The sequence below is a fragment of the Kutzneria viridogrisea DSM 43870 genome (assembly GCF_000525635.1).
GTDB classification, from domain to species: Bacteria; Actinomycetota; Actinomycetes; order Mycobacteriales; family Pseudonocardiaceae; genus Kutzneria; species Kutzneria viridogrisea.
In genome coordinates this window covers 2,942,513-2,962,722 of record NZ_CP007155.1, presented here as the reverse complement: position 1 = coordinate 2,962,722, position 20,210 = coordinate 2,942,513, and the positions used below count along the sequence as shown (strand labels likewise).

Sequence of the window (20,210 nt, the reverse complement as noted above, 5' to 3'; positions counted from 1 at the left end):
AACTCACATCCTGAAGACGCCGAAGCCCTCGGCGCCCTTGACCTCGGCGCCGTGGATCGCGGACAGGCACAGTCCCAGCACGGTCCGCGTGTCGCGGGGGTCGATGATGCCGTCGTCGTAGAGCCGCCCGGACAGGAACGGGGCCAGCGACTGGGCCTCGATCTGGGTCTCCACCATCTGCCGCATCGCCGCGTCGTTCTCCTCGCTGTAGGGCTGCCCCTTGGCCACCGCCGCCTGCCTGGCCACGATGGACAGAACCCCGGCGAGCTGGGCGGGGCCCATCACCGCCGACTTGGCGTTGGGCCAGGTGAACAGGAAGCGCGGGTCGTAGGCCCGGCCGCACATGCCGTAGTTGCCCGCCCCGTAGGAGGCGCCCATCACCACGGTCAGGTGCGGCACCCGGCTGTTGGCCACGGCATTGATCATCATCGAGCCGTGCTTGATGATGCCGGACTGCTCGTACTGGGTGCCGACCATGTAGCCGGTGGTGTTCTGTAGGAACAACAACGGCGTGTCCGCGCGGTTGGCGAGCTGGATGAACTGGGTGGCCTTCTGCGACTCCTGGCCGAACAGCACACCGCGCGCGTTGGCCAGGATGCCGATCGGGTAGCCGTGCAGCCGCGCCCAGCCGGTGACCAGGCTGTCGCCGTAGCGGGGCTTGAACTCGTCGAACTCCGAGCCGTCCACGATGCGGGCGATGACCTCGCGCGGGTCGAACGGGATGCGCAGGTCCGTGGGCACCAGGCCGAGCAGGTCCTCGGCCGGGAACAGCGGTTCGGCGTACTCGGCAGCCGGCGCCGGACCGTGCTTGCGCCAGTTCAGCCGGGACACCACCTGGCGGATCAGCCGCAGCGCGTCGACCTCGTCCACGGCCACGTAGTCGGCCAGCCCGGACTGCCTGCCGTGCATGTCCGCGCCGCCCAGCGCCTCGTCCTCGGCCTCCTCGCCGGTGGCCATCTTGACCAGCGGCGGGCCGCCCAGGAACACCTTGGAGCGCTCCTTGACCATGATCACGTAGTCGGACATGCCCGGCACGTAGGCCCCGCCCGCGGTGGCGTTGCCGAACACGGCCGTCACGGTGGGGATGCCCGCCGCGGACAGCCGGGTCAGGTCCCGGAAGACCCGCCCGCCGGGGATGAAGATCTCGCTCTGGCTGGGCAGGTCGGCGCCGCCGGACTCCACCAGGCTGATCACCGGCAGCCGGTTGGCGATGGCGATGTCGTTGGCCCGCAAGGTCTTGCGCAGGGTCCACGGGTTGCTGGCCCCGCCGCGCACGGTCGGGTCGCTGGCCGAGATCAGGCACTCCACGCCCTCGACCACGCCGATGCCGATCACGATGCTGGCGCCGACCTGGTAGTCGGTGCCCCAGGCCGCCAACGGGGACAGCTCCAGGAACGGCGAGTCCTGGTCCAGCACCAGCTCGATGCGCTCCCGCGCCAGCAGCTTGCCGCGCTTGCGGTGCCGCTCCACGTACTTCGGACCGCCGCCGGCCAGCGCCTTGGCGTGCTCGGCGTCCAGCTCGGTGAGCTTGGCCAGCATCGCCTCGCGGTTGGCGAGATGCTCGTCGGCAGCCGTGTCCACAGTGGACTTCAGTGTTGTCATCAGGCGAACCCCATCCGGCGCGCGGCCAGCTCGGTGAGCACCTCGGTGGTACCGCCACCGATGCCCAGGATCCTCGCGTCTCGGTAGTGCCGTTCCACTTCGGACTCCCGCAGGTACCCGGCGCCGCCGTGCAGTTGCACCGCCGCGTCGACCACGTAGTCGCAGGCGGCCACCGCGGCGTTCTTGGCCATGCAGACCTGCGCAACGACCTCCTGCCCGGCGGCGATCCGCACCGCCACCTCGCGCGCATAGGTGCGAGCCAGCTCGATGCGCTGGGCCATCTCCACCAGCCGGTGCTTGACCACCTGGCGGGTGATCACCGGCCGGTCGAAGGTGACGCGGTTGCGCACGTAGTCCACGGTCAGGTCCAGGCAGCGCTGCGCGGTGGCGTAGGCCTGCACCGCAAGGGAGATCCGCTCCACCTGGAACTGGTTCATCAGCAGGGCGAAGCCGCCGTTCTCCGGTCCGACCAGGTTGGCCGCCGGCACGCGGGCGTCCACGAAGGACAGTTCCGCGGTGTCCGAGCAGTGCCAGCCCATCTTCTCCAGTCGGCGGCTCGCGCCGAAGCCCGGCGTGCCGCGCTCCACCACCAGCAGGCTGATCCCGGCGTGTCCCGGCCCACCGGTGCGCACGACGGTCGTCACGAAGTCGGCGCGGGCACCGGAGGTGATGAACATCTTGGCACCGTTGACGATGTAGTGGTCGCCATCCCGCACGGCACGGGTGCGGATCGAGGCCACGTCCGAGCCGCCGTCGGGCTCGGTCACGCCCAGCGAACCGATCTTCTCCCCGGCCAGGGTGGGCCGCACGAAGCGGTCGATCAGCTGGGGATCGCCCGCGTCCACGATGTGCGGCACCGCGATGCCGTGCGTCATCAGCCCGGCCACCAGCCCGGAGGAGCCGCCCGCCTGGATCAGTTCCTCGGTGGCCACGACCGTGTCCAGCAGATCGCCACCGCTGCCGCCGACCTTCTCGTCGAAACCGATGCCCAGCAGGCCCACGTCGGCCGCGGTGCGGTGCAGGGCACGGGGCAGCTCGCCGTCCCGCTCCCACTGGTCCAGGTTGGGCCGCACCTCGCGCTGTACGAAGGCCCGCACGGTCTCGCGCAGCTGGCGCCGCTCGTCTGTCTCAAAAGGACTCACAGGTCCACCTCGATGGATCGCAGCCACTCGCCGAGGGCCTTGGCCTGGGGGTCGAAACGGGTGCTGGAGGACACGCCCTCACCGAGCAGTCCCTTGATCACGAAGTTGACGGCCCGCAGGTTGGGCAGTGGGAACCGGTGCACCTCGAGACCTGCCAGCTCGGGCAGCAGGTCGCGCAGCCGGGCCGTGGTCAGCGCGGAGCTGAGCACCTGGTAGCCCAGGTCGTCGCGGGCCCAGACGCCGAGGTTGGCGTCCCCGCCCTTGTCCCCCGACCGCGCGCCGAACAGCTCGCCGAGCCGGGCTCGCCTGCCCAGCAAGGGTTCGTACCGCTCGGGGCCGTCATCGGGAAGGGTCTGCGCCACGGGTGCGGTCAGCGCGGGCGAGGGCACGTCGATGTGCGCGCCGTTGCCGAAGATGGCGGTCTGCACCAGCGCCTGCTGCGGCACATACGCGGCCGAGTAGACGCCGAACGGGGTGGCGTCGCTGGGCGGTGCGGTGACGTGGAAGCCGGGGTAGGAGGCCAGCGCGAGCTCGATCGCGGCCTGGGAGAAGGCGCGGCCGGACCGCTTGCCGTCGGCGTCCTTGATGGTGACGTGCAGCAGCGCGCTGGCCGCCTCCTCGGTGTCCGCCCCGGGCTCACCGGTGCGGGCCAGGGCCCAGGTCACGCCCTCAGCCCCGACGCGCTCGGTCAGCTGGCGGCGCACCAGGTCCGCCTTCGCGTCCACGTCCAGTCCACAGAGGACGAACGTGGTGGCGTTGCGGAAGCCGCCGATCCGGTTCAGGCACACCTTGGCCTCCGAGGGCGGCGGATCACCGCGCACGCCGGAGATCCGCACGCGGTCGGCGCCCTGCTGGCTGAGCTGGATGGTGTCGAACCGGGTGACCACGTCGGGGCCGAGGTAGTTCGGGCCACCGATCTCGTAGAGCAGTTGTGCCGTAACGGTTTCCACCGTGACGGCCCCGCCGGTACCGGCGTGCTTGGTGATCACCGACGAGCCGTCGGCGTGCAGCTCGGCGAGCGGGAAACCGGGGTGGCCCAGGTCCTCGATCTCGGTGAAGAAGGAGTAGTTGCCGCCGGTGGCCTGCGCACCGCACTCCAGCACGTGCCCGGCCACGGTGGCCCCGGCCAGCGCGTCCCACTGGTCGCGGCCCCAGCGGAAGTGCGCGGCGGCCGGTCCGACCACCAGCGAGGCGTCGGTGACCCGCCCGGTGACCACGATGTCGGCCCCGCCCTTGATCGCCTCGCAGATGCCCCAGGCACCGAGGTAGGCGTTGGCGGTCAGCACCCCGCCGAAGCCGAACTCCTCGGCGCGCGGGCGCAGGTCGTCACCCTCCACGTAGGCCACCGACACGTCGATGCCCAGTCGCCGTGCCAGCTTGCCGATCGCCTCGGCCAGCCCGGCCGGGTTCAGCCCGCCCGCGTTGGTGACGACCCGCACGCCGCGGTCCGCGACCAGCCCCAGCGATCCCTCCAGCTGGCGCAGGAAGGTCTTGGCGTAGCCGCCTTCGGGGTTCTTCAGCAGGTCACGACCGAGGATGAGCATGGTCAGCTCGGCCAGGTAGTCTCCGGTGAGCACGTCCAGCGGCCCACCCTCGAGCATCTCGCGGAACGCCGAGAACCGGTCCCCGTAGAAGCCGGAGGCGTTGCCCACGCGCAGTACGTCGGTCACGCGAACTCCCCCGCCTTGCGACCGGCACCGGGCGGACCGGCGAACGCCTGCGCCACGGCCAGCCACCGGTCGGCGACCTCACCGCTGACCAGCAGCCGGAGGTCATCGCGGTGACGGCGCTGGGTGACGAGCTGGCAGAAGTCCAGTGCGGGCCCGCTCACCCGGTTGGCGGCGTCCGCGGGGCCCCAGGTCCACAGCGTGCCGTCGGGCCCGGTCAACTCCACCCGCACCGGCTCGCTGGGTGGCTCGGATCCGTTGATCTGGAAGGAGAAACCGAGTGTCCGCACGCCGATGTGCGCCACGTGGCGCAGCCTGGCCGTCGGCTGGCGGTGGATCCCGAAGGTGTCGGCGAGGTCCTGGCCGTGCGCCCAGGTCTCCATGATCCGCGCGGTGGCCATGGAGGCCACGCTCATCGGCGGCCCGAACCAGGGCAGCTTGTCCCCCGCCGGGACCGCCCTGAGCGCGGTCAGCAGCTCGCCGCGCACCGAGCGCCAGTCGGCAAGCAGTTCGGCGGGCGGCAGTTGGGCGCCCGCCTCGGCTGCCTCGTCCACGAACCCGGTGGGATTGGCCAAGGCCTGGTTGAGCGCCTCGGCGAAGCCCCCCGGGTTGGTGGCCGCCAGCAGCGCCTGCCGGTCGGTCCAGGCCAGATGCGCCACCTGGTGGGCCACCGTCCACCCGGCGGCGGGAGTGGGCCGCTGCCACTGGTCCGCGCTCAGCGGGGCGACCAGCGCGTCCACCTCGGCGCTCTCGGCTTCCAGGTCGGCAAGCAGTCCGGTCAGATCGGTCACGACCGCTCCTCCACAAGTGCGCTGTCGAGCATCGCGGCCCACCGGCGGACGATCTTGGCCCGGCGCCGCGAGTCATCGGTCAACTGGTTGGCCAGCGCCAAGCCCCTGGCCAGGTCGAGGGTGGCCTGCACGGCCTCGCGCACGCCCGCGCGGGACTCGTCGGCGCCCAGCAGGTCCACGGCCAGCCGGTGGCACTCGCGGCCCAGCCGCACCTCCAGGGCCACCACCACCTGCTTGAGGTCGGGGTCGGTGCGGGCCGCGACCCACAGCTCCAGGGCCGCGGTGAACATCGGGCTGGCGTAGAAGTCGGCGATCAGCTCCACCACCGCGCGGGTGCGGTCCGGCCTGGCGCGCACCGCGTCGGCCCGTGCCAGCAACTGCTCGGCGCTCTGCGCGCCGACGTGCTCCACCGCTGCGGTGACCAGCTCGTTGCGGGTGCGGAAGTGGTGCAGCTGCGCGCCCCGGGAGACCCCGGCCAGCTCGGCGACCGCCGTGGTCGTGGTGCCCGACCAGCCGTGCGCCACCAGGCACTCGACGGTGGCCTCCATGAGCTTGCGCCGCGTCTCGCGGCTGCGGTCGGCCTGCCGCTGCCTGGTCAGTTCGGGGGCCATGCAGCCGAGTGTGGCCCCGCTACTAACAAACAGTCAAGACTGAATGTTTGTACCGGTAGACTGCGCCCGTGGGCTCCTCCTGGGACTGGACGCTGTGGCTGCGCGACGCGCGCGCGGTTGACGCCGCCGTGCTCGACTTCGTGCGCGGGGCCGAGGCGGCCGGGCACCTCGACACGCTCGAACTCGACCTGTACGTCACTGGCAGGCAGGTGTCGATGAGCATGTCGCGCAGGGCCGAGGGGACCTTGCACCCCGTGGTGACCGAACTCTGGCTGACGACCGCCGAGCGGCACGGCGCCCTGTTCGGGCGGGTGAGCGACGAGTGGTCCGACGAACAGGTGTGGCGCCTGCTCAGCGACCCACTGGGCGAACAGGTGCCCGCGGTCGGCCGGTGGCCGGAACTGCTGGGCTGGTGGACCTACTTCGGCGCGGAGCGCGCCGGCGCACTGCCCCCGTTGCCCGCGGGCGTGCCGGCCACCGTGCGGCCCACCGCGGGCGGCGGCGCCGTGCTGGCACTGCTCGAGGAGGCGACCGCCCTGGACGAGCTCGAGTTCGAGCGGGTGCATCGGGTGCTGTTGGACAGCCAGGCCAGTCGCACGGAGGCCGCCAGTCACGCTGCAAGCAACTGGCGACCCCCGTGCGACCTACCGTGAGCCACTGGTCCGCGCGGTCAGGTCGGATCGCGGACAGTGACCGAGTCTTAGGCGGCGCCGACTCGCAGCAGCATGCCGGGCGTGCGGTCGTCGGGCAGCTCGATCAGCTCCGCGAGCACGCGGTGGGCAGCGCCCTCCGAGCTCCACAGGACCTGCGAGGGGGACAGGAAGTCCTCTTCCTCGCTGGGCATCCGCATGGCCAGCACGTCGTTCTCGTCGCGCAGCCACAGCACGTCGGTGACGTTGTCGTGGGCGCGGACCCCGACCACTGCCGTGATCTCCCCACTGGAATCACACGGATTGATGAACTGGAAGCCACGATCGAGTAGCTCCCGCAATCTTGTCTCCACTGAGTGTGCCGACTCAGCCGAGGAGGTCATCGAACTCGCCCTCTTTCGCACCAGCCAGGAAGGCTGCGATCTCCGCCTGCGTGTACACCAGTGCCGGCCCCTCGGGGAATCGCGAGTTGCGCACCGCGATCCCCGCGGGACCTAATGATGCGACTTCGACACAATTGCCCACCGCGCCGCTGCGGGCGCTCTTGCGCCACACGGCCCCGGCGAGGTCGCTGGCCGACATCCCGTTGTGGATCTTCTGAGCCATGGCCGCCCCCTCCGATTTTGCATTCTCTGGGTGCAAATGCACGTGCATCGGGCCGTGCCGACCGAAGGTAGCACGGGCTGCGGCACTGGCACATGCACGTGCATCGCGTTCGGCCAAAATTGGGCCATCGGGGTGGTTTCCCAACCAGGGCCTAAAGTTCGTCGCGCACCTTGATCAACATCTGCCTGCTGTCCTCGGGGGTGAGCGCGTCCACCATGAGCCGGTCCATCATCCGGCCGTACAGCTCGAACTCGGCCCGCTTGTCCAGGTACAACGCGCCGCTGAGGTGCTCGATGTAGACCAGGTTCGGCAGTTCGGCCTCGGCGAAGCGCAGCAACGTGAACGCTCCCTCGGCCCCGTACCCGCTCAGCGCGTACGGCACGACCTGGAGCACCACGTTGGAGCGTCTGGTCAGGTCCAGGATGTGCTCGATCTGGTCGAACAGCACCCGCCTGCCGCCGATGGGCCTGCGCAGCACCGACTCGTCGATCACCGCCCAGAACCGGGGCGCGTCGGGGCGGAACAACAACTTCTGCCGCTGCATGCGCAGCGCGACCCGGCGCTCCACGTCGGCGCTGGCCGCGTCGGGGCGGCCCCTGCTGGCGATGGCCAGCGCGTACTGCTCGGTCTGCATCAGCCCGGGCACGAACTGGAGTTCGTAGCTCTGGATGCGCGACGCGGACTCCTCCAGGCCGACGTAGTCCTGGAACCAGTCGGGCATCAGGTCGTTGTAGCGGTGCCACCAGCCCGGTTCGTTGGACTGCTTGACCAGCGCCAGGAACATCTCGCGCTGGCCGGGATCGCTCACGCCGTACAACTTGAGCAGGTCCAGCACGTCCCGCTCCTTGAAACTGACCCGCCCCAGCTCCAGCCTGCTGATTTTCGACTCGGAACCACGAATGGAGTAGCCCGCGTCCGCTCGGGTGATTTCCGCGGCCTCACGGAGCCTGCGCAACTGCGCGCCGAGCATGATCCGGCGTGCGGTGGGACCGCCCGCACCAGCCGACTCGGCGGAACCACCAGCCGCCATTACCGCTCCTCCCAGCGCTGCACAGGGCCTCCAGGCCGTACCGCGCACCCCGGGTCGATCTTGCTCGGGGGCACGCCACGGGCGCTCCAACCTACACCGGCCAGCCGCCACGCCGACAACGCGCCAGCATTTACCACGGCAGCCACCACCCATACGCTGTGCCCCCGGTGATCGGCTGGTCGGCGATATCGCGAGGAGATGGTGAGACACTGATGCCCAGTCAAGAGGAAGCGATTCCCGTGTACATCGACACCACGAAAGCGAGTATCGCGCGGGTCTATGACGCCTTTCTGAATGGCAAGGACAACTACGAGATCGACCGGGAGGTGCTGCGCAGGGTCCAGCAGGTCGCGCCGGAGGCCTCGCAGCTGGCGTGGGACAACCGCGACTTCCTGATCCGCGCGACCCGGTTCATCGCCAGCCAGACCGGCATCACCCAGTTCCTGGACTGCGGCTCCGGCCTGCCCACCGCCGAGAACACCCACCAGGTCGCACAGCGGTTGCAGCCCGAGGCCAAGGTCGTCTACGTGGACAACGACCCGGTGGTGCTCGCGCACGGCAGAGCGCTGCTGGAGGAGAACGAGCAGACGCACTTCACCGCCGCCGACATCTTCCAGCCCGAGGAGATCCTGGCCAACGAGGTGGTGCGCAAGTACCTCGACTTCTCCGAGCCCATCGCGCTGTTCCAGTTCGGCACCCTGCACCACTACGACGGCGAGCGCGCGCCCAGCGACATCATGAGGGCCTACGTCGACGCGCTGCCCTCGGGTTCCTACGTGGGGCTGACCCACTTCTACGACCCTGGCACCGAGGAGTACAGCGAACTGGCCCGCCGCATGGAGGACATGTTCGTGCACAGCCCGATGGGCAGCGGCCGGTTCCGCACCATGGACGAGATCGCGTCCATGTTCCCCGGGCTGGAACTGGTCGCCCCCGGCCTGGTGCGGTGCGTCGACTGGTGGCCGGACGGCCCCCGCGTCAAGCCGCTGGACCCCGTGCAGCACTGCATCATCGGTGCCGTGGGCCGCAAGCCCTGACCTCACAACAGGGTCAGCTGCTCCTGGTCGACCCGCTGCGCAGGCACGGCCGGGTCCGCGGGCAACGCGCCCGCTGGCCACGTCGCCTCCTGATCGGCCCCTGGCACGCCCCGTGCCGTGCCCTGGCCGGAGGCCAGACCGTGCTTGCGCAGCAAGGGTTTCACCCGCGCTGACAGCCACGCGCGGTAGCGCTTGTCCACGTAGCTGCCGGTGCCGTACAGCGCCCGGTAGCCCTCGACCAGGTCCGGGTGCTCGCGGCGCAGCCACTGGGCGAACCACTGCTTGGCGCCGGGCCGCAGGTGCAGCGCCAGCACGGTGACCCCGGTGGCCCCCGCCGCCGCGATCTCGCCCAGCAACGAGTCCAGGTGCTCGACCGAGTCCGTCAACGCGGGCAGCACCGGCGCCACGAAGACCCCGCAGGGCAACCCGGCGTCACGGATCTTGCGCACCAGTTCCAGCCTCGCCTGCGGACTGGGCGTGCCCGGCTCCAGGCTGCGCTGCAGGTGCCGGTCCACCAGCGCGATCGACACCCCCAGCCCCACCGGCACCCGTGTCGCCGCCTGCGCCAGCAGCGGCAGGTCCTTGGCCAGGGTCGTGCCCTTCGTGAGGATCGAGAACGGGGTGCCCGAGTCCGCCAGTGCTCGGATGATGCCCGGCATCAACTGGTAGCGCCCCTCCGCGCGCTGGTACGGATCGGTGTTGGTGCCCATCGCCACGTGCTCCCGCGTCCAGCGCGGCGAGTTCAGCCGCGCCGCCAGCACCTCCGCCGCGTTGACCTTCACCACCACTTGGCTGTTGAAGTCGTGCCCCGCGTCCAGATCCAGGTACGTGTGCGTGTTGCGCGCGAAGCAGTACGTGCAGCCGTGCGAGCAGCCCCGGTACGGGTTCACCGTCCAGCGGAAGGGCATCGGCGAGTCCCCGGGCACCTTGTTCAGCACGGTCTTCGCCCGCACCTCGTGGAACACCACCCCCGCGAACTCCGGTGACCGGACCGACCTGACGAGCCCGGACAGGCCCAGCAGGGCAGGCGGTTCACGGTCTGGTCGCTGCTCATCCCATCGCACCCCGCCATTCGAACATGCGTTCGAATTTGTGTCAAACCTGGTCACCCACCCGGTCTTCGCCTGAGCCAGCTCGGCGGGGTGAACTCCGGTCTGCCGTTGACCATGTGGATAGTCCAGTCGGTGTGGTGGATGAGTCTGTGGTGCATTCCGCAGAGCAGCACCAGGTTGGACAGTGCCGTGTCCCCTCCGTTCACCCAGTGGATCACGTGGTGTGCGTGGCAACTGCTCGGCCTTCGCCTGCATCCCGGGAATGCGCAGTGCTGGTCCCTGACGATCAGTGCTCGTCGGAGGTGGGGCGGCACGGTGTAGCTGATCCGCCCGACGTCGAGCGGCTCGGAGTTGCTACCCAGCACTACTGGGAGGACCTTCGCGTCACAGGCCAGTCGACGGACCGCTGATGGGGAGAGTTCGGCGCTGCCGAGCCCGTTCTGGAGTGTTGTCAGCGGGATCGTCACCGCGATGTGCGGGCGTTCCCCACCCTCCGTCGGCGTGGTGCTGGTCTCCAGCAGTTCCGCGAACGCATCCCCTTGCCGTTCGGGCAGGGTGCGTGTGTCGCCTGCGTCGTGTGGTTTCGCCAGCGGGCTGAGGACGGCCCCCAGCAGTGCGCCGGTCTCTGCGTCTAGGCGCCCCTGGAACCGTACTGATCCGTCCCGCCGTGTGTCGTACCGGAACTCACGTCGGGGATGGGCGAGTTCGTCCTCACCCGGTAGCGCCCCGTCGGGGTCCAGCCGGTTGACGATCTCCCGGCCCAGCGACACCAGGTTGGACGCGTCCAGCGACTGGGCCGCTGCTGCCAGGACCTCCACCGCGTGCCCGCGCTCGGTCCGATCCACGTGTGGCGGCAGTTCTCTCAGTACCCGGTCGATCACCGACAACTGCTCCGGCTCCAGTGGAACTGCGACCGGAACGCCCGCGTGCGCGATCCGCTGCCTGGCTTCCTTCTTGCTCACGCAGAGCACACCGCGCAGCAACTCTGCCAGGCTCGGATACCCCACCCGCTCCGCCACACCCCGCGCATCCGCCTCCGCGACCAACTCCAACACCCGCGCATACGCTTGCCGTAGAACCACTTCCGCGTCCTGCAACTCGCCCAACAGCTCCGCGTCCCCCAACCGCCACAACCCTTCGGCGGGCGGAGTCTCCACGAATGCTGTCATGCCAACAATTCTACTCCACTATTCGCACCAAAACCGTTGCACACCAATGGCTACCCATGTGGGTGACCACACCCAAAACCCAACCCGAGCCAGTCAACGAGACCCACCCACCCCAGAACGGAACTCACCCTCCTCAGAGCGGGACTCACGCTCCCCACAACGGGACTCACCCTCCAGTCAGCGAGACTCACCCACCGGAGCCCGGGACTCACCTACCCCAAAACGGGACTCGCGCCCCTCAGCCCGGGACTCACCCTCCCCAGCACGGGACTCGCTTGCCGGAGAACGGAACTCACTCACCCCAGACCGGGACTCGCGCCCCAGTCAGCGGGACACACCGCACCGGAACGCCGAACACACTGCCCTGGACACGCCGACACGCCATCCCGCTATGTCCGACACGCCGCACCGGAACGTCCGACACCACCCCCGGAACCACCGACACACCACCCCGCAACGTCCGACACACCACCCCAGAACACCGAACACGCGACACCCCAACGTCCGACACACCGCACCCCAACCGCCGACACACCACCCCGCAACGTCCAACACGCACCGCAACCCCCGCGTACCGCACCACCAACCCCCGCACACCGCCCACCAACCCCGGGTTGGTTTTGTGTGGGTAGCGGCGGCCTTACGCTCGTCGGCGAATCGGGGCATCCCCCCATGCCCCGGAAACCCCGATCCAAGGCCGCCGCGAGGGACCCGCACCAAACCAACCCCACACCCCCAACCCCGACACACCCCGTGTGCACCCCGCAAACTCCAACACGCGACAGCAGCCGGGACCACCCACCCCAGACCGAGACTCGCTCACCAGACAACGGAACTCACCCACCCCAGACCGAGACTCGCCTTACCCAGAACGGGACTCGCACACCAGACAACGGAACTCACCCACCTCAGACCGAGACACGCCGCCAACCGCCAACACACCGCACCGGAACGCCGAACACGCCGTACCAGACCGCCCGACACACCACCCCGCAAACGCCGACACACCCCACCCGAACGTCCAACACACCACCCCGAAACGCCGAACACGCGGCACCGCAACGCCCGACACACCACCCCCGAACGTCCGACACGCGCCCACACCCCCACCCCTCACCTCCTACGCCCCCAACCCCGCAGCACCCCGTAGGACCCCGCCATCCCTCTCCCACTCCTCACCCGTCACCGCGTACTCCACCTCGCCGAACTCGGTGCCCGGCAAGGGATCCGGCCAGTCCACGTGGAACGTCCGCACGTAGCTCAGCCCGCACTTCTCCATCACCCGCCGGGATCCCGCGTTGACGAACATCGTCTCCGCGTAGACACGCCGCACGCCCAGTTCACCGAATCCCAGGCCGATCACGGCGCGCCCGCCCTCCGTGGCGTACCCCTTGCCCCATTCGGCGCGACGCAGCCGGTAGCCCAGTTCGCAGCCCCGCTCACCGGGTGGTCCGAGCGCGATCCAGCCGAGGAACCGGCCGTCGGCGCGGTCCAGTGCTGCCCAGCGGCCGAACCGCTCGTGCTGCCGGTACCCGGCGAGGATGCGCGGCAGCACCTCGTGCTCGACGACGTCGCGCGGGGTCGGCCTGCCGGTGTCGAGGTAGCGCATGACCTCGGGGTCGCTGTCCAGTTCCACGAGCAGGTCGGCGTCGCGCTCGGTGAACCGGCGCAGGACGAGCCGGTCGGTCTCCAGGTGCACGTGCATGCCCGCATCCTCCCCGGGCTGTCGAGCGACTTGCCCGGAACTCGGGTTGACTTTGACGTTACGTCAACTTCTAACCTGGGTCCCGTGAGGCGGAGGGAGCGGAAATGAGCTGGTCAACGGCACAGGTGGCGCGGATGGCGAAGGTGACGTCCCGGACCCTGCGGCACTACGACCGGATCGGGCTGCTGGTCCCGGCGTGGACCGGGAACAACGGCTACCGCTACTACGAGCAGGAGCAGTTGCTGAGGTTGCAGCGGATCCTGCTGCTGCGCGAACTCGGGCTCGGGCTCAACCAGGTCGCCGAGATCGTGGACGCGCGGCACGACCAGGTGGCGGCGCTGCGCCAGCACCACAAGTGGCTGCTGCGCGAACAGGAGCGCTACGCCCGGTTGGCCGCCACCGTCTCCGAGACGATCAGTCAACTGGAAGGGGGAAACGAGATGGCCGCCGACAGGTTGTTCGAGGGCTTCGACGTGGACAGCGAACGGCAGAAGGAGTACGAGGCGTACCTGCGGGCCCGCTTCGGCGAGGGCGTGCAGGAGCACCTGGACGAGTCCAAGGGCCGCATGCGCGACTGGTCCGACCAGCAGAAGTCCGAGTTCCTGGCGGAGTGGCCCGCGATCCTGAGGCGGGTCGCGGAGCTGGCCGAGGCCGGGGTCGCGGTGACCGAGGAGCGCGCGCTGGACGTGCTGGCCGGGCACTACGCCTTCGTGTGCAAGGCATGGACGCCCAACAAGCACTCCTACCGGGGGCTTGGCGAGATGTACGCGGACACCGAGGAGTTCCGCTCGCAGATCGAGGCGGTCCGCCCCGGGCTGGCCGAGTACCTGCGTGACGCCATGGCCGCCTACGCCGAGGCCCGACTGAGCTAACACCCGAGGGGAAGGGCCGCCCGTGGCACCCAGGTCACGGGCGGCCCACTCGCGTGCACCACGATTACCGGCATGACCCACGGGCACGGCCACTCGCACGGACCCAGCACACCGGCCTCGGCGAAGGTGCGCAAACTGGTCATCGGCCTGCTGCTGCCACTGGTGCTGGCCACAGTGGTCGGTGCGCTGGTGCTCTACCCGTGGGGTGGCACGCCGGTGGCCAACACCCAGGGCGGACCGACCACCACCGTGTACGGCGTGGTGACCGGGGTGCAGTCCGTGGACTGCGCCGGGGGCAGCGGCAAGCGCTGCGACGAGGTCACGGTGCGGCTGGACGACGGGCAGTCCGTGACCGAGCCCATGCCGGTGGAGCCGTCCACCCCGCGGTTCTCCGTGGACGACAAGGTGGTGCTGTCCTACAACGGCGGTGACGCCAGGGATCCCAGTTCGTACCAACTGGCCGACTTCCAGCGCAGCGGCCCGCTGTTGGTGCTGGCCGCGCTGTTCGCGGCCGCCGTGCTGGCGCTCGGCCGTTGGCAGGGGGCCAAGGCGCTGCTCGCACTGGTGTTGACCTTCGTGGTGCTGACCCTGTTCATCCTGCCCGCGATCCTGGCGGGCAAGGACCCGCTCGCGGTCGGCATCATCGGCTCGGCACTGATCATGTTCGCGGTGCTGTACCTGACGCACGGCCTGTCCGCGCGCACCTCGACGGCCGTGGTCGGCACGCTGGTCAGCCTGGGGCTGATCGGACTGCTCGGCTGGCTGTTCACGGTGGTGGCCAGCCTGACCGGCCTGAACGAGGACACCAGCAACCTGCTCCAGGTGCTGGGGCACGGCTTCGACGCCCGCGGGCTGCTGCTGGCCGGGGTCGTGATCGGCTCGGTCGGTGTGCTCGACGACGTGACGGTCACCCAGACCAGCGCCGTGTGGGAACTGCGGCGGGCCAACCCGAAGCTGGGCTGGCGCCAGCTGTACGCGGCGGGCCTGCGCATCGGCCGTGACCACATGTCCTCCTCGGTGAACACGCTGGTCATGGCCTACGCGGGCGCCGGGCTGCCGCTGCTGCTGGCCTACGCGGCCACCGGCAAGGGCGTAGGCGAGGTGCTCGGCCTGGAGACGATCGCCCAGGAGCTACTGCGCACCCTGGTGGGCAGCATCGGACTGGTCGCCTCGGTGCCGATCACCACCGTGCTGGCCGCGCTGATCGCCATGCAGGAGAAGGTCCCGGTGCCCGTGGTGCGCCGCCGCAAGCCGCGCCCGCTGCGCCCCGACGACTACCCCACCGAGCCGCTCACCCTGTGAGCACGGGGTGAGCGGCCCACGCCGTCAGGGCAGGACCTGGATCTTGCGGCCCTTGCCCGCCTTGAACTGCTCCAGTGCGGCCGGGTACTGCTCCAGCGGCAGGCGGTCGCTGATGAACACCTCGGGGTCGAGCACCCCGGTGGCGAACAGGTCGGCGGCCCGCTCGTAGCTGTGCAGCACGGCCATCGAGCCGGTGATGGTGATCTCCTCGTTGTAGATCCGGTACGGGGAGACCTGCACGCGGGTGGCGTAGTCGGAGACACCGAACTGGAGGAAGGTGCCGCCCTTGGCCACGCGGTCGATGCCGTCCTGGATGGCGTGCGCGTTGCCGGTGGCGTCGATGACCACGTCCCAGCCGCCCGGCCGGTCGATCTCGTCGGGGGTGGTCGCCACGGTGCTGCACCCGAGCTGGCGGGCGGTGGACAGCCGGTCCTCGTTGAGGTCCACCACGTCGATGCTCGCCGCGCCGGTGAGCTTGCCCAGTTGCAGCATCATCAGCCCCATGGTGCCCGAGCCGTAGATCAGCACGCGGCTGGCCAGCTGGCTGCGCAGCACGTCGTAACCGCGCACCGCGCAGGACAGCGGCTCGATCAGCGCGGCGTCCTCGGTGCGCACGTGGTCGGGCAGTTTCACGCAGTTGGCCACCGGGGCGAGCGCGTACTCGGCGGCGCCGCCCGCGGTGGACACGCCGATGCCGCCCCAGCGCTCGCACAGGTTGTTGCGGCCCACCCGGCAGTACCGGCACTCGTGGCAGTACAGCGAGGGGTCCACGGCCACCCGGTCGCCGACCTTGACCTCGGTGACCTCCGCGCCGACCTCGGCCACCACCCCGGCGAACTCGTGGCCCGGGATCACCGGCAGGGTGGGCGCGAACTCGCCCTGGAGGATGTGCAGGTCGGTGCCGCACAGCCCGCAGGCGGCCACGTCCACCACGACCTGCCTGCGGCCGGGAGTCGGATCGTCCACAGTGGTCACTTCGACCTGACCGACACCGCTGATGACAGCTGCTCTCACTTGACGGCTCCTAGCGACAGGCCCTGGACCAGCTTGTCCTGGGCGGTGAACCCGGCCACGAGAACCGGCAACGAGATCACGGTAGCGGCAGCGCACACCTTGGCCAGGAACAGGCCCTGGCTGGTGACGAAACTGGTCAGGAACACCGGGGCGGTGCCCGCGACGACACCGGTCAGCACTCGGGCGAACAGCAACTCGTTCCAGCTGAAGATGAAGCAGATCAACGAGGTCGCCGCGATACCGGGCATGGCGACGGGGGCGACCACCTTGCGCAGGGTGGTGACCAGGCTCGCCCCGTCGATGGCGGCGGCCTCCAGCATCTCCTTGGGCACCTCGGCAAGGAAGGAGCGCATCAGCCACACCGCGATGGGCAGGTTCATCGAGGTGTAGAGCAGGATCAGGAACCAGATGTTGTCCAGCATCCCGGTGTACTGGGCCACCAGGTAGATCGGCAGGATGCCCGCGACCACCGGCAGCATCTTGGTGGACAGGAAGAAGAACAGCACATCCGACCACTTGCGCACCGGCTTGATCGACAGCGCGTAGGCCGCCGGGACGGACAGCAGCAGCACCAGGACGGTGGACCCGATGCTCGCGCTGGCCGAGTTGAGCAGCGGCGGCCAGGGGCTGACACCCGTTGTGGCGCCGAAGAACTCGGCGTAGCCCTGGAAGGTCAGCTTGGCCGCGATCGAGGGCGGGTTGGTCGCCGCGTCGGACTCGCTGTGCAGCGAGGTCAGCACCATCCACAGCACCGGGAGCACGAACAGGATGCCGGCGAACCACGCGAGCACGCCCCACGGCCGCCACGCCTGCTTGGTGGTCATGACTGCACCTCGTTCCGCAGCAGGGAGGACACCACGCGCAGCGCGAACGTGGCGATGATGATCGAGGCGATGACCACCACGACGCCCGCCGCCGAGGCCTGCCCGTAGTCGTGGGCCTGGAAGAAGGTCTGGTAGATCGTGTAGGGCAGGTTGGCCGTGCCCAGCCCGCCGGAGGTGATGGTGAACACCGCGTCGAAGTTCTGCACGATGTAGATCGAGCCAAGCAGCCCGCCCAGTTCCAGGTACTGGCGCAGGTGCGGCAGGGTCAGGTAGCGGAACACCTGCCAGCCGGTGGCACCGTCCATCTTGGCCGCCTCGATCGCGTCCATCGGACGGCTTTGCAGGCCCGCCAACAGGATCAGCATCATGAACGGGGTCCACTGCCACACCAGGGAGGCCTCGATGGCGATCTTGGGCATGGAGCTGATCCAGTCCGGCTGCGGCGGGGTCGCCCCGCCGAACAGGCCCCAGATCCAGGTGAGCACCCCGTTGAACAGGCCGTACTCCGGGTTGAACAGCACGTGCTTCCACAGCAGGGCCGCCGCCACCGGCACCACCAGGAACGGCGCGATCAGCATGGTGCGCACCGCGCCGCGGCCGCGGAACTTCTTGTCCAGCAACAGGGCCAGGCCCAGGCCGAGCACCAGGCTGACCAGCACCACGCTGACGGTGAGCACGATGGTGGACAGCACCGAGGAGCGCAGGTCGGGGTCGACGATCACCGTGGCGTAGTTGTCCAGCCCGGCGAAGCCTCTGCCCTTGGGATCCAGGGCGTTCCACTGGAGGAAGGAGATCACCAGCGTGGCCACGAAGGGCAGCTGGGTCACCACGATCATGAACAGCAGCGCGGGCAGCAGGGGTGCCCGCCGCGCCCAGTCGGCCATCCGCCTCGGCGCCGCCAGAGCCTGGGTCGTCATCACTGTCCTCCCTTGTGCTTGGCGGCGACTCGTGCGGCCCGTTCCTGGCCGCTGTCCAGCGCTTCGTCCACTGTGGAGCTACCCGCGATGGCCGCGCTGACGTCCTGCGAGATGCGGGTGGCCAGCTCGGTGAACTCGGGGATGTCCACGAACTGGATGCCCACCGTTGGCCTGGGCTGCACGCCGGGATTGCGCGGGTCGGCGGAGGTGAGCGCCCTCTCCGTCTGCGGGGCGAAGGCGTTGGTCACCTTCAGGTAGTCGGGGTTGCGGTAGGTGGAGGACCGCTTGCCGTCGGGAATCCTGGACCAGCCCAGCTTGCTGCCGACCAGGTTCTCGTAGTCCTTGCTGGAGGCCCAGGAGATGAACTTCCACGCCAGGTCCTGTTTCGTGCTGGCCTTCTGCATGCCCCAGGCCCAGGTGTAGAGCCAACCCGAGCTCTTGGTCCGGTCCACCGGGGCCTGGGCGAAGCCGAGCTTGCCCGCGACCGGGGAGTCCGGGGCCTCCAGCAGACCGGCGGCCGAGGTGGCGTCGTACCACATGGCCGCCTTGCCCTGGGTCATGTTGTTCAGGCACTCGGCGAACCCGGCCTGCGGTGCGCCCGCCTCGCCGTGGGCGCGCACCAGGTCCACGTAGAACTGGGTGGCCCGCTTGAACTCCGGGGAGTTGACCTGGGCCTGCCAGTCCTTGCTGAACCAGGTGCCGCCGAAGGTGTTGACCACCGTGGTCAGCGGGGCGAACAGCTGGCCCCAGCCGGGCTGGCCGCGCAGGCAGATGCCGCGCATACCGGACTGTGCACCGTCCACTTTGGACGCCAGCTCGGCGACCTGCTGCCAGGTCGGGTTCTCCGGCATGATCAGGCCCTTGGCCTGGAAAACGTCCTTGCGGTACATGAGGAACGAGGACTCGCCGTAGAACGGCTCGGCGTAGACGTGCCCGTCGTCCGCGGTCAGCGACTGACGCATGGAGGGCAGCACGTCCTCCTGGTCGAAGCCGGGGTCGGCGGCGATGTGCGAGTCCAGCGGGGCGAGCCACTCGTTCTTGGCGTAGAACGGGACCTCGTAGTTGCTGATCGTGGCCACGTCGTACTGACCGGCCTGGCTGGAGAACTCCTGGCTGATCTTGTCCCGGACGTCGTTCTCCGGCAGCACGGTGTAGTTGACCCTGATCCCCGTGCGCTGGGTGAACTGCTCGGCGGTGAGCTTCTGGATGTCCAGCATCTGCGGGTTGTTGACCATCAGCACGTTGATCGAGGAACTGTCGCCGGGGCCGATGCCCCCGCCCGCCCCCGCGCACGCGGTGGCCGTCGCGGCCACCACCGTGACCGCCAGTGCCGCGCCCAGGGCGCGGTGCGACGCCGATGTCGCCATTGCAGTGTTCTCCTCGCAGCAGAGTGAGCGGGCGTCAGACCCTGATCACCTTCGGGCCCAGCGCCGCGTAGCGGCTGACCTCCGCGGGCGGCAGCGCGGTGTCGGTGACGATGGCCTCGAAGTCACCGACTTCGGCGAACCGGCTGAAGCTGGCCGCGCCGAACTTGGTGTGGATGCCGACGAAGACCCTGCGACGGGAGACCTCCATCGCCTTGGCCTTGACCGCGCCGACCGCGGGATCGGGCGTGGTCAGCCCGTGTTCGCGGGAGATGCCGTTCGCCCCGACGTAGGCCAGGTCGATGACCATCTCGCCGAGCATGCGCAGCACCCAGTGGTCGACGGTGGCCATCGTGCGGCCACGCAGGCGGCCACCCAGCAGCAGCACCGTGGTGGTGGGCACGGCCGACAGGGCGGCGGCCGTGGGCAGGGATGCCGTCACCACGGTGAGCGGACGGCTGGTCGGCAGTTCCTCGGCCACCAGCTGCGGGGTGATGCCCTCGTCCACGAACACCGTCTCCGCGTCGCCCAGCCGCTCGGCGGCGGCCCTGGCGATGCGGCGTTTCTGCTGGACCCGTGAGGTCGACCGGTAGGCCAGACCCGTCTCGAAGCCCGCGGTCTCCACGGGGGTCGCCCCGCCGTGCGTGCGCCGGACCAGGCCGTGCTCGTCGAGCAGCCGCAGGTCCCTGCGCACCGTCTCCGGGGCCACGTTGAGCTCGGTGGCGATGTCGGCCACATCCACCCGTCCGTGTTCGCGTGCCCGGTCGAGGATGTGTCGCTGACGCTCGTCGGCCTGCATCTGCTTGTTCCTCCTCGCCGGACTCGGGCGTCCCCTGTGCCCGTTCGGGCGTGGGG

The 20,210-nt window shown here is 69.7% G+C and carries 20 protein-coding genes; 4 read left to right on the top strand and 16 right to left on the bottom strand.

All coding sequences use genetic code 11. From position 1 onward, the window contains the following. Positions 1–3: 3 nt before the first annotated feature. Genes KALB_RS13275 through KALB_RS13255 form a run of 5 tightly spaced genes read right to left on the bottom strand, consistent with a single transcriptional unit; the run spans position 4 to position 5,813 of the window. Complete coding sequence (locus KALB_RS13275; RefSeq protein ID WP_025356201.1) at positions 4–1,602, bottom strand: acyl-CoA carboxylase subunit beta; 1,599 nt, start codon at positions 1,600–1,602, stop codon at positions 4–6. Then, the gene (locus KALB_RS13270; RefSeq protein WP_025356200.1) at positions 1,602–2,744 is read right to left on the bottom strand and encodes an acyl-CoA dehydrogenase family protein; all 1,143 of its coding nucleotides are present in this window, start codon (positions 2,742–2,744) and stop codon (positions 1,602–1,604) included. Before KALB_RS13270 ends, KALB_RS13275 begins: the two co-directional genes overlap by 1 nt. Next, entirely contained in the window at positions 2,741–4,414 is a 1,674-nt protein-coding gene (locus KALB_RS13265) for an acyclic terpene utilization AtuA family protein (protein ID WP_025356199.1), read from the bottom strand. Before KALB_RS13265 ends, KALB_RS13270 begins: the two co-directional genes overlap by 4 nt. Continuing rightward, the gene (locus tag KALB_RS13260) at positions 4,411–5,202 is read right to left on the bottom strand and encodes a TIGR03084 family metal-binding protein (RefSeq protein ID WP_025356198.1); all 792 of its coding nucleotides are present in this window, start codon (positions 5,200–5,202) and stop codon (positions 4,411–4,413) included. The genes KALB_RS13265 and KALB_RS13260 overlap by 4 nt, the downstream gene beginning before the upstream one ends. Beyond that, positions 5,199–5,813, bottom strand: a complete 615-nt coding sequence (locus tag KALB_RS13255) for a TetR/AcrR family transcriptional regulator (protein ID WP_025356197.1) — start codon at positions 5,811–5,813, stop codon at positions 5,199–5,201. The genes KALB_RS13260 and KALB_RS13255 overlap by 4 nt, the downstream gene beginning before the upstream one ends. Before the next feature lie 68 nt (positions 5,814–5,881). Here KALB_RS13255 and KALB_RS43865 point away from each other — a divergent pair, with 68 nt between their 5' ends. After that, complete coding sequence (locus tag KALB_RS43865) at positions 5,882–6,466, top strand: hypothetical protein (protein ID WP_025356196.1); 585 nt, start codon at positions 5,882–5,884, stop codon at positions 6,464–6,466. Positions 6,467–6,513: 47 nt separating this feature from the next. Here the strand turns inward: KALB_RS43865 and KALB_RS13245 are convergent, their stop codons facing one another. The 3 genes from KALB_RS13245 to KALB_RS13235 all read right to left on the bottom strand — a co-directional run bounded on the left by KALB_RS13245 (position 6,514) and on the right by KALB_RS13235 (position 8,099). Further along, positions 6,514–6,804: a hypothetical protein gene (locus KALB_RS13245; RefSeq protein WP_236650248.1), complete on the bottom strand. Its 291-nt coding sequence runs from the start codon at positions 6,802–6,804 to the stop codon at positions 6,514–6,516. Positions 6,805–6,829: 25 nt separating this feature from the next. After that, complete coding sequence (locus KALB_RS13240) at positions 6,830–7,069, bottom strand: DUF397 domain-containing protein (protein WP_025356194.1); 240 nt, start codon at positions 7,067–7,069, stop codon at positions 6,830–6,832. A gap of 151 nt (positions 7,070–7,220) precedes the next feature. Continuing rightward, positions 7,221–8,099 carry a Sco1979 family transcriptional regulator gene (locus KALB_RS13235; RefSeq protein ID WP_025356193.1) on the bottom strand — a complete coding sequence of 293 codons (879 nt, stop codon included), beginning with the start codon at positions 8,097–8,099 and terminating at the stop codon, positions 7,221–7,223. Positions 8,100–8,311: 212 nt separating this feature from the next. Between KALB_RS13235 and KALB_RS13230 the strand changes: the two genes are divergently transcribed. Next, positions 8,312–9,136 carry an SAM-dependent methyltransferase gene (locus KALB_RS13230; RefSeq protein ID WP_025356192.1) on the top strand — a complete coding sequence of 275 codons (825 nt, stop codon included), beginning with the start codon at positions 8,312–8,314 and terminating at the stop codon, positions 9,134–9,136. Positions 9,137–9,138: 2 nt separating this feature from the next. On the opposite strand, the gene KALB_RS13225 is transcribed toward KALB_RS13230, so the two are convergent. The 3 genes from KALB_RS13225 to KALB_RS13215 all read right to left on the bottom strand — a co-directional run bounded on the left by KALB_RS13225 (position 9,139) and on the right by KALB_RS13215 (position 13,062). Further along, positions 9,139–10,200 carry an Rv2578c family radical SAM protein gene (locus tag KALB_RS13225; protein ID WP_025356191.1) on the bottom strand — a complete coding sequence of 354 codons (1,062 nt, stop codon included), beginning with the start codon at positions 10,198–10,200 and terminating at the stop codon, positions 9,139–9,141. A 41-nt stretch (positions 10,201–10,241) separates the two neighbouring features. After that, a complete protein-coding gene (locus KALB_RS48500) occupies positions 10,242–11,357 on the bottom strand; it encodes an HNH endonuclease signature motif containing protein (RefSeq protein ID WP_148309459.1) in 1,116 nt (371 codons plus the stop codon). A 1,120-nt stretch (positions 11,358–12,477) separates the two neighbouring features. Continuing rightward, positions 12,478–13,062 (bottom strand): GNAT family N-acetyltransferase, encoded by a 585-nt coding sequence (locus KALB_RS13215; protein WP_025356189.1) that lies wholly within the window; start codon positions 13,060–13,062, stop codon positions 12,478–12,480. Positions 13,063–13,166: 104 nt separating this feature from the next. On the opposite strand from KALB_RS13215, the gene KALB_RS13210 reads away from it, so the two are divergent. Beyond that, a complete protein-coding gene (locus tag KALB_RS13210; RefSeq protein WP_025356188.1) occupies positions 13,167–13,934 on the top strand; it encodes a MerR family transcriptional regulator in 768 nt (255 codons plus the stop codon). A gap of 72 nt (positions 13,935–14,006) precedes the next feature. After that, positions 14,007–15,236: a YibE/F family protein gene (locus tag KALB_RS13205; protein WP_025356187.1), complete on the top strand. Its 1,230-nt coding sequence runs from the start codon at positions 14,007–14,009 to the stop codon at positions 15,234–15,236. Between the two features lie 24 nt (positions 15,237–15,260). Here the strand turns inward: KALB_RS13205 and KALB_RS13200 are convergent, their stop codons facing one another. From KALB_RS13200 to KALB_RS13180, 5 genes are read right to left on the bottom strand one after another with little or no spacing between them, the layout of a single operon-like run. After that, positions 15,261–16,250 carry a zinc-dependent alcohol dehydrogenase family protein gene (locus KALB_RS13200; RefSeq protein WP_025356186.1) on the bottom strand — a complete coding sequence of 330 codons (990 nt, stop codon included), beginning with the start codon at positions 16,248–16,250 and terminating at the stop codon, positions 15,261–15,263. Beyond that, entirely contained in the window at positions 16,247–17,074 is an 828-nt protein-coding gene (locus KALB_RS13195; RefSeq protein WP_025356185.1) for a carbohydrate ABC transporter permease, read from the bottom strand. The genes KALB_RS13200 and KALB_RS13195 overlap by 4 nt, the downstream gene beginning before the upstream one ends. Then, on the bottom strand, positions 17,071–17,991 hold the full coding sequence (locus KALB_RS13190; protein WP_025356184.1) for a carbohydrate ABC transporter permease: 921 nt from the start codon (positions 17,989–17,991) through the stop codon (positions 17,071–17,073). The genes KALB_RS13195 and KALB_RS13190 overlap by 4 nt, the downstream gene beginning before the upstream one ends. Beyond that, positions 17,991–19,358 carry an ABC transporter substrate-binding protein gene (locus KALB_RS13185; protein WP_025356183.1) on the bottom strand — a complete coding sequence of 456 codons (1,368 nt, stop codon included), beginning with the start codon at positions 19,356–19,358 and terminating at the stop codon, positions 17,991–17,993. The genes KALB_RS13190 and KALB_RS13185 overlap by 1 nt, the downstream gene beginning before the upstream one ends. 34 nt (positions 19,359–19,392) lie before the next feature. Next, entirely contained in the window at positions 19,393–20,154 is a 762-nt protein-coding gene (locus KALB_RS13180) for a DeoR/GlpR family DNA-binding transcription regulator (RefSeq protein WP_025356182.1), read from the bottom strand. Between the last annotated feature and the right edge of the window lie 56 nt (positions 20,155–20,210).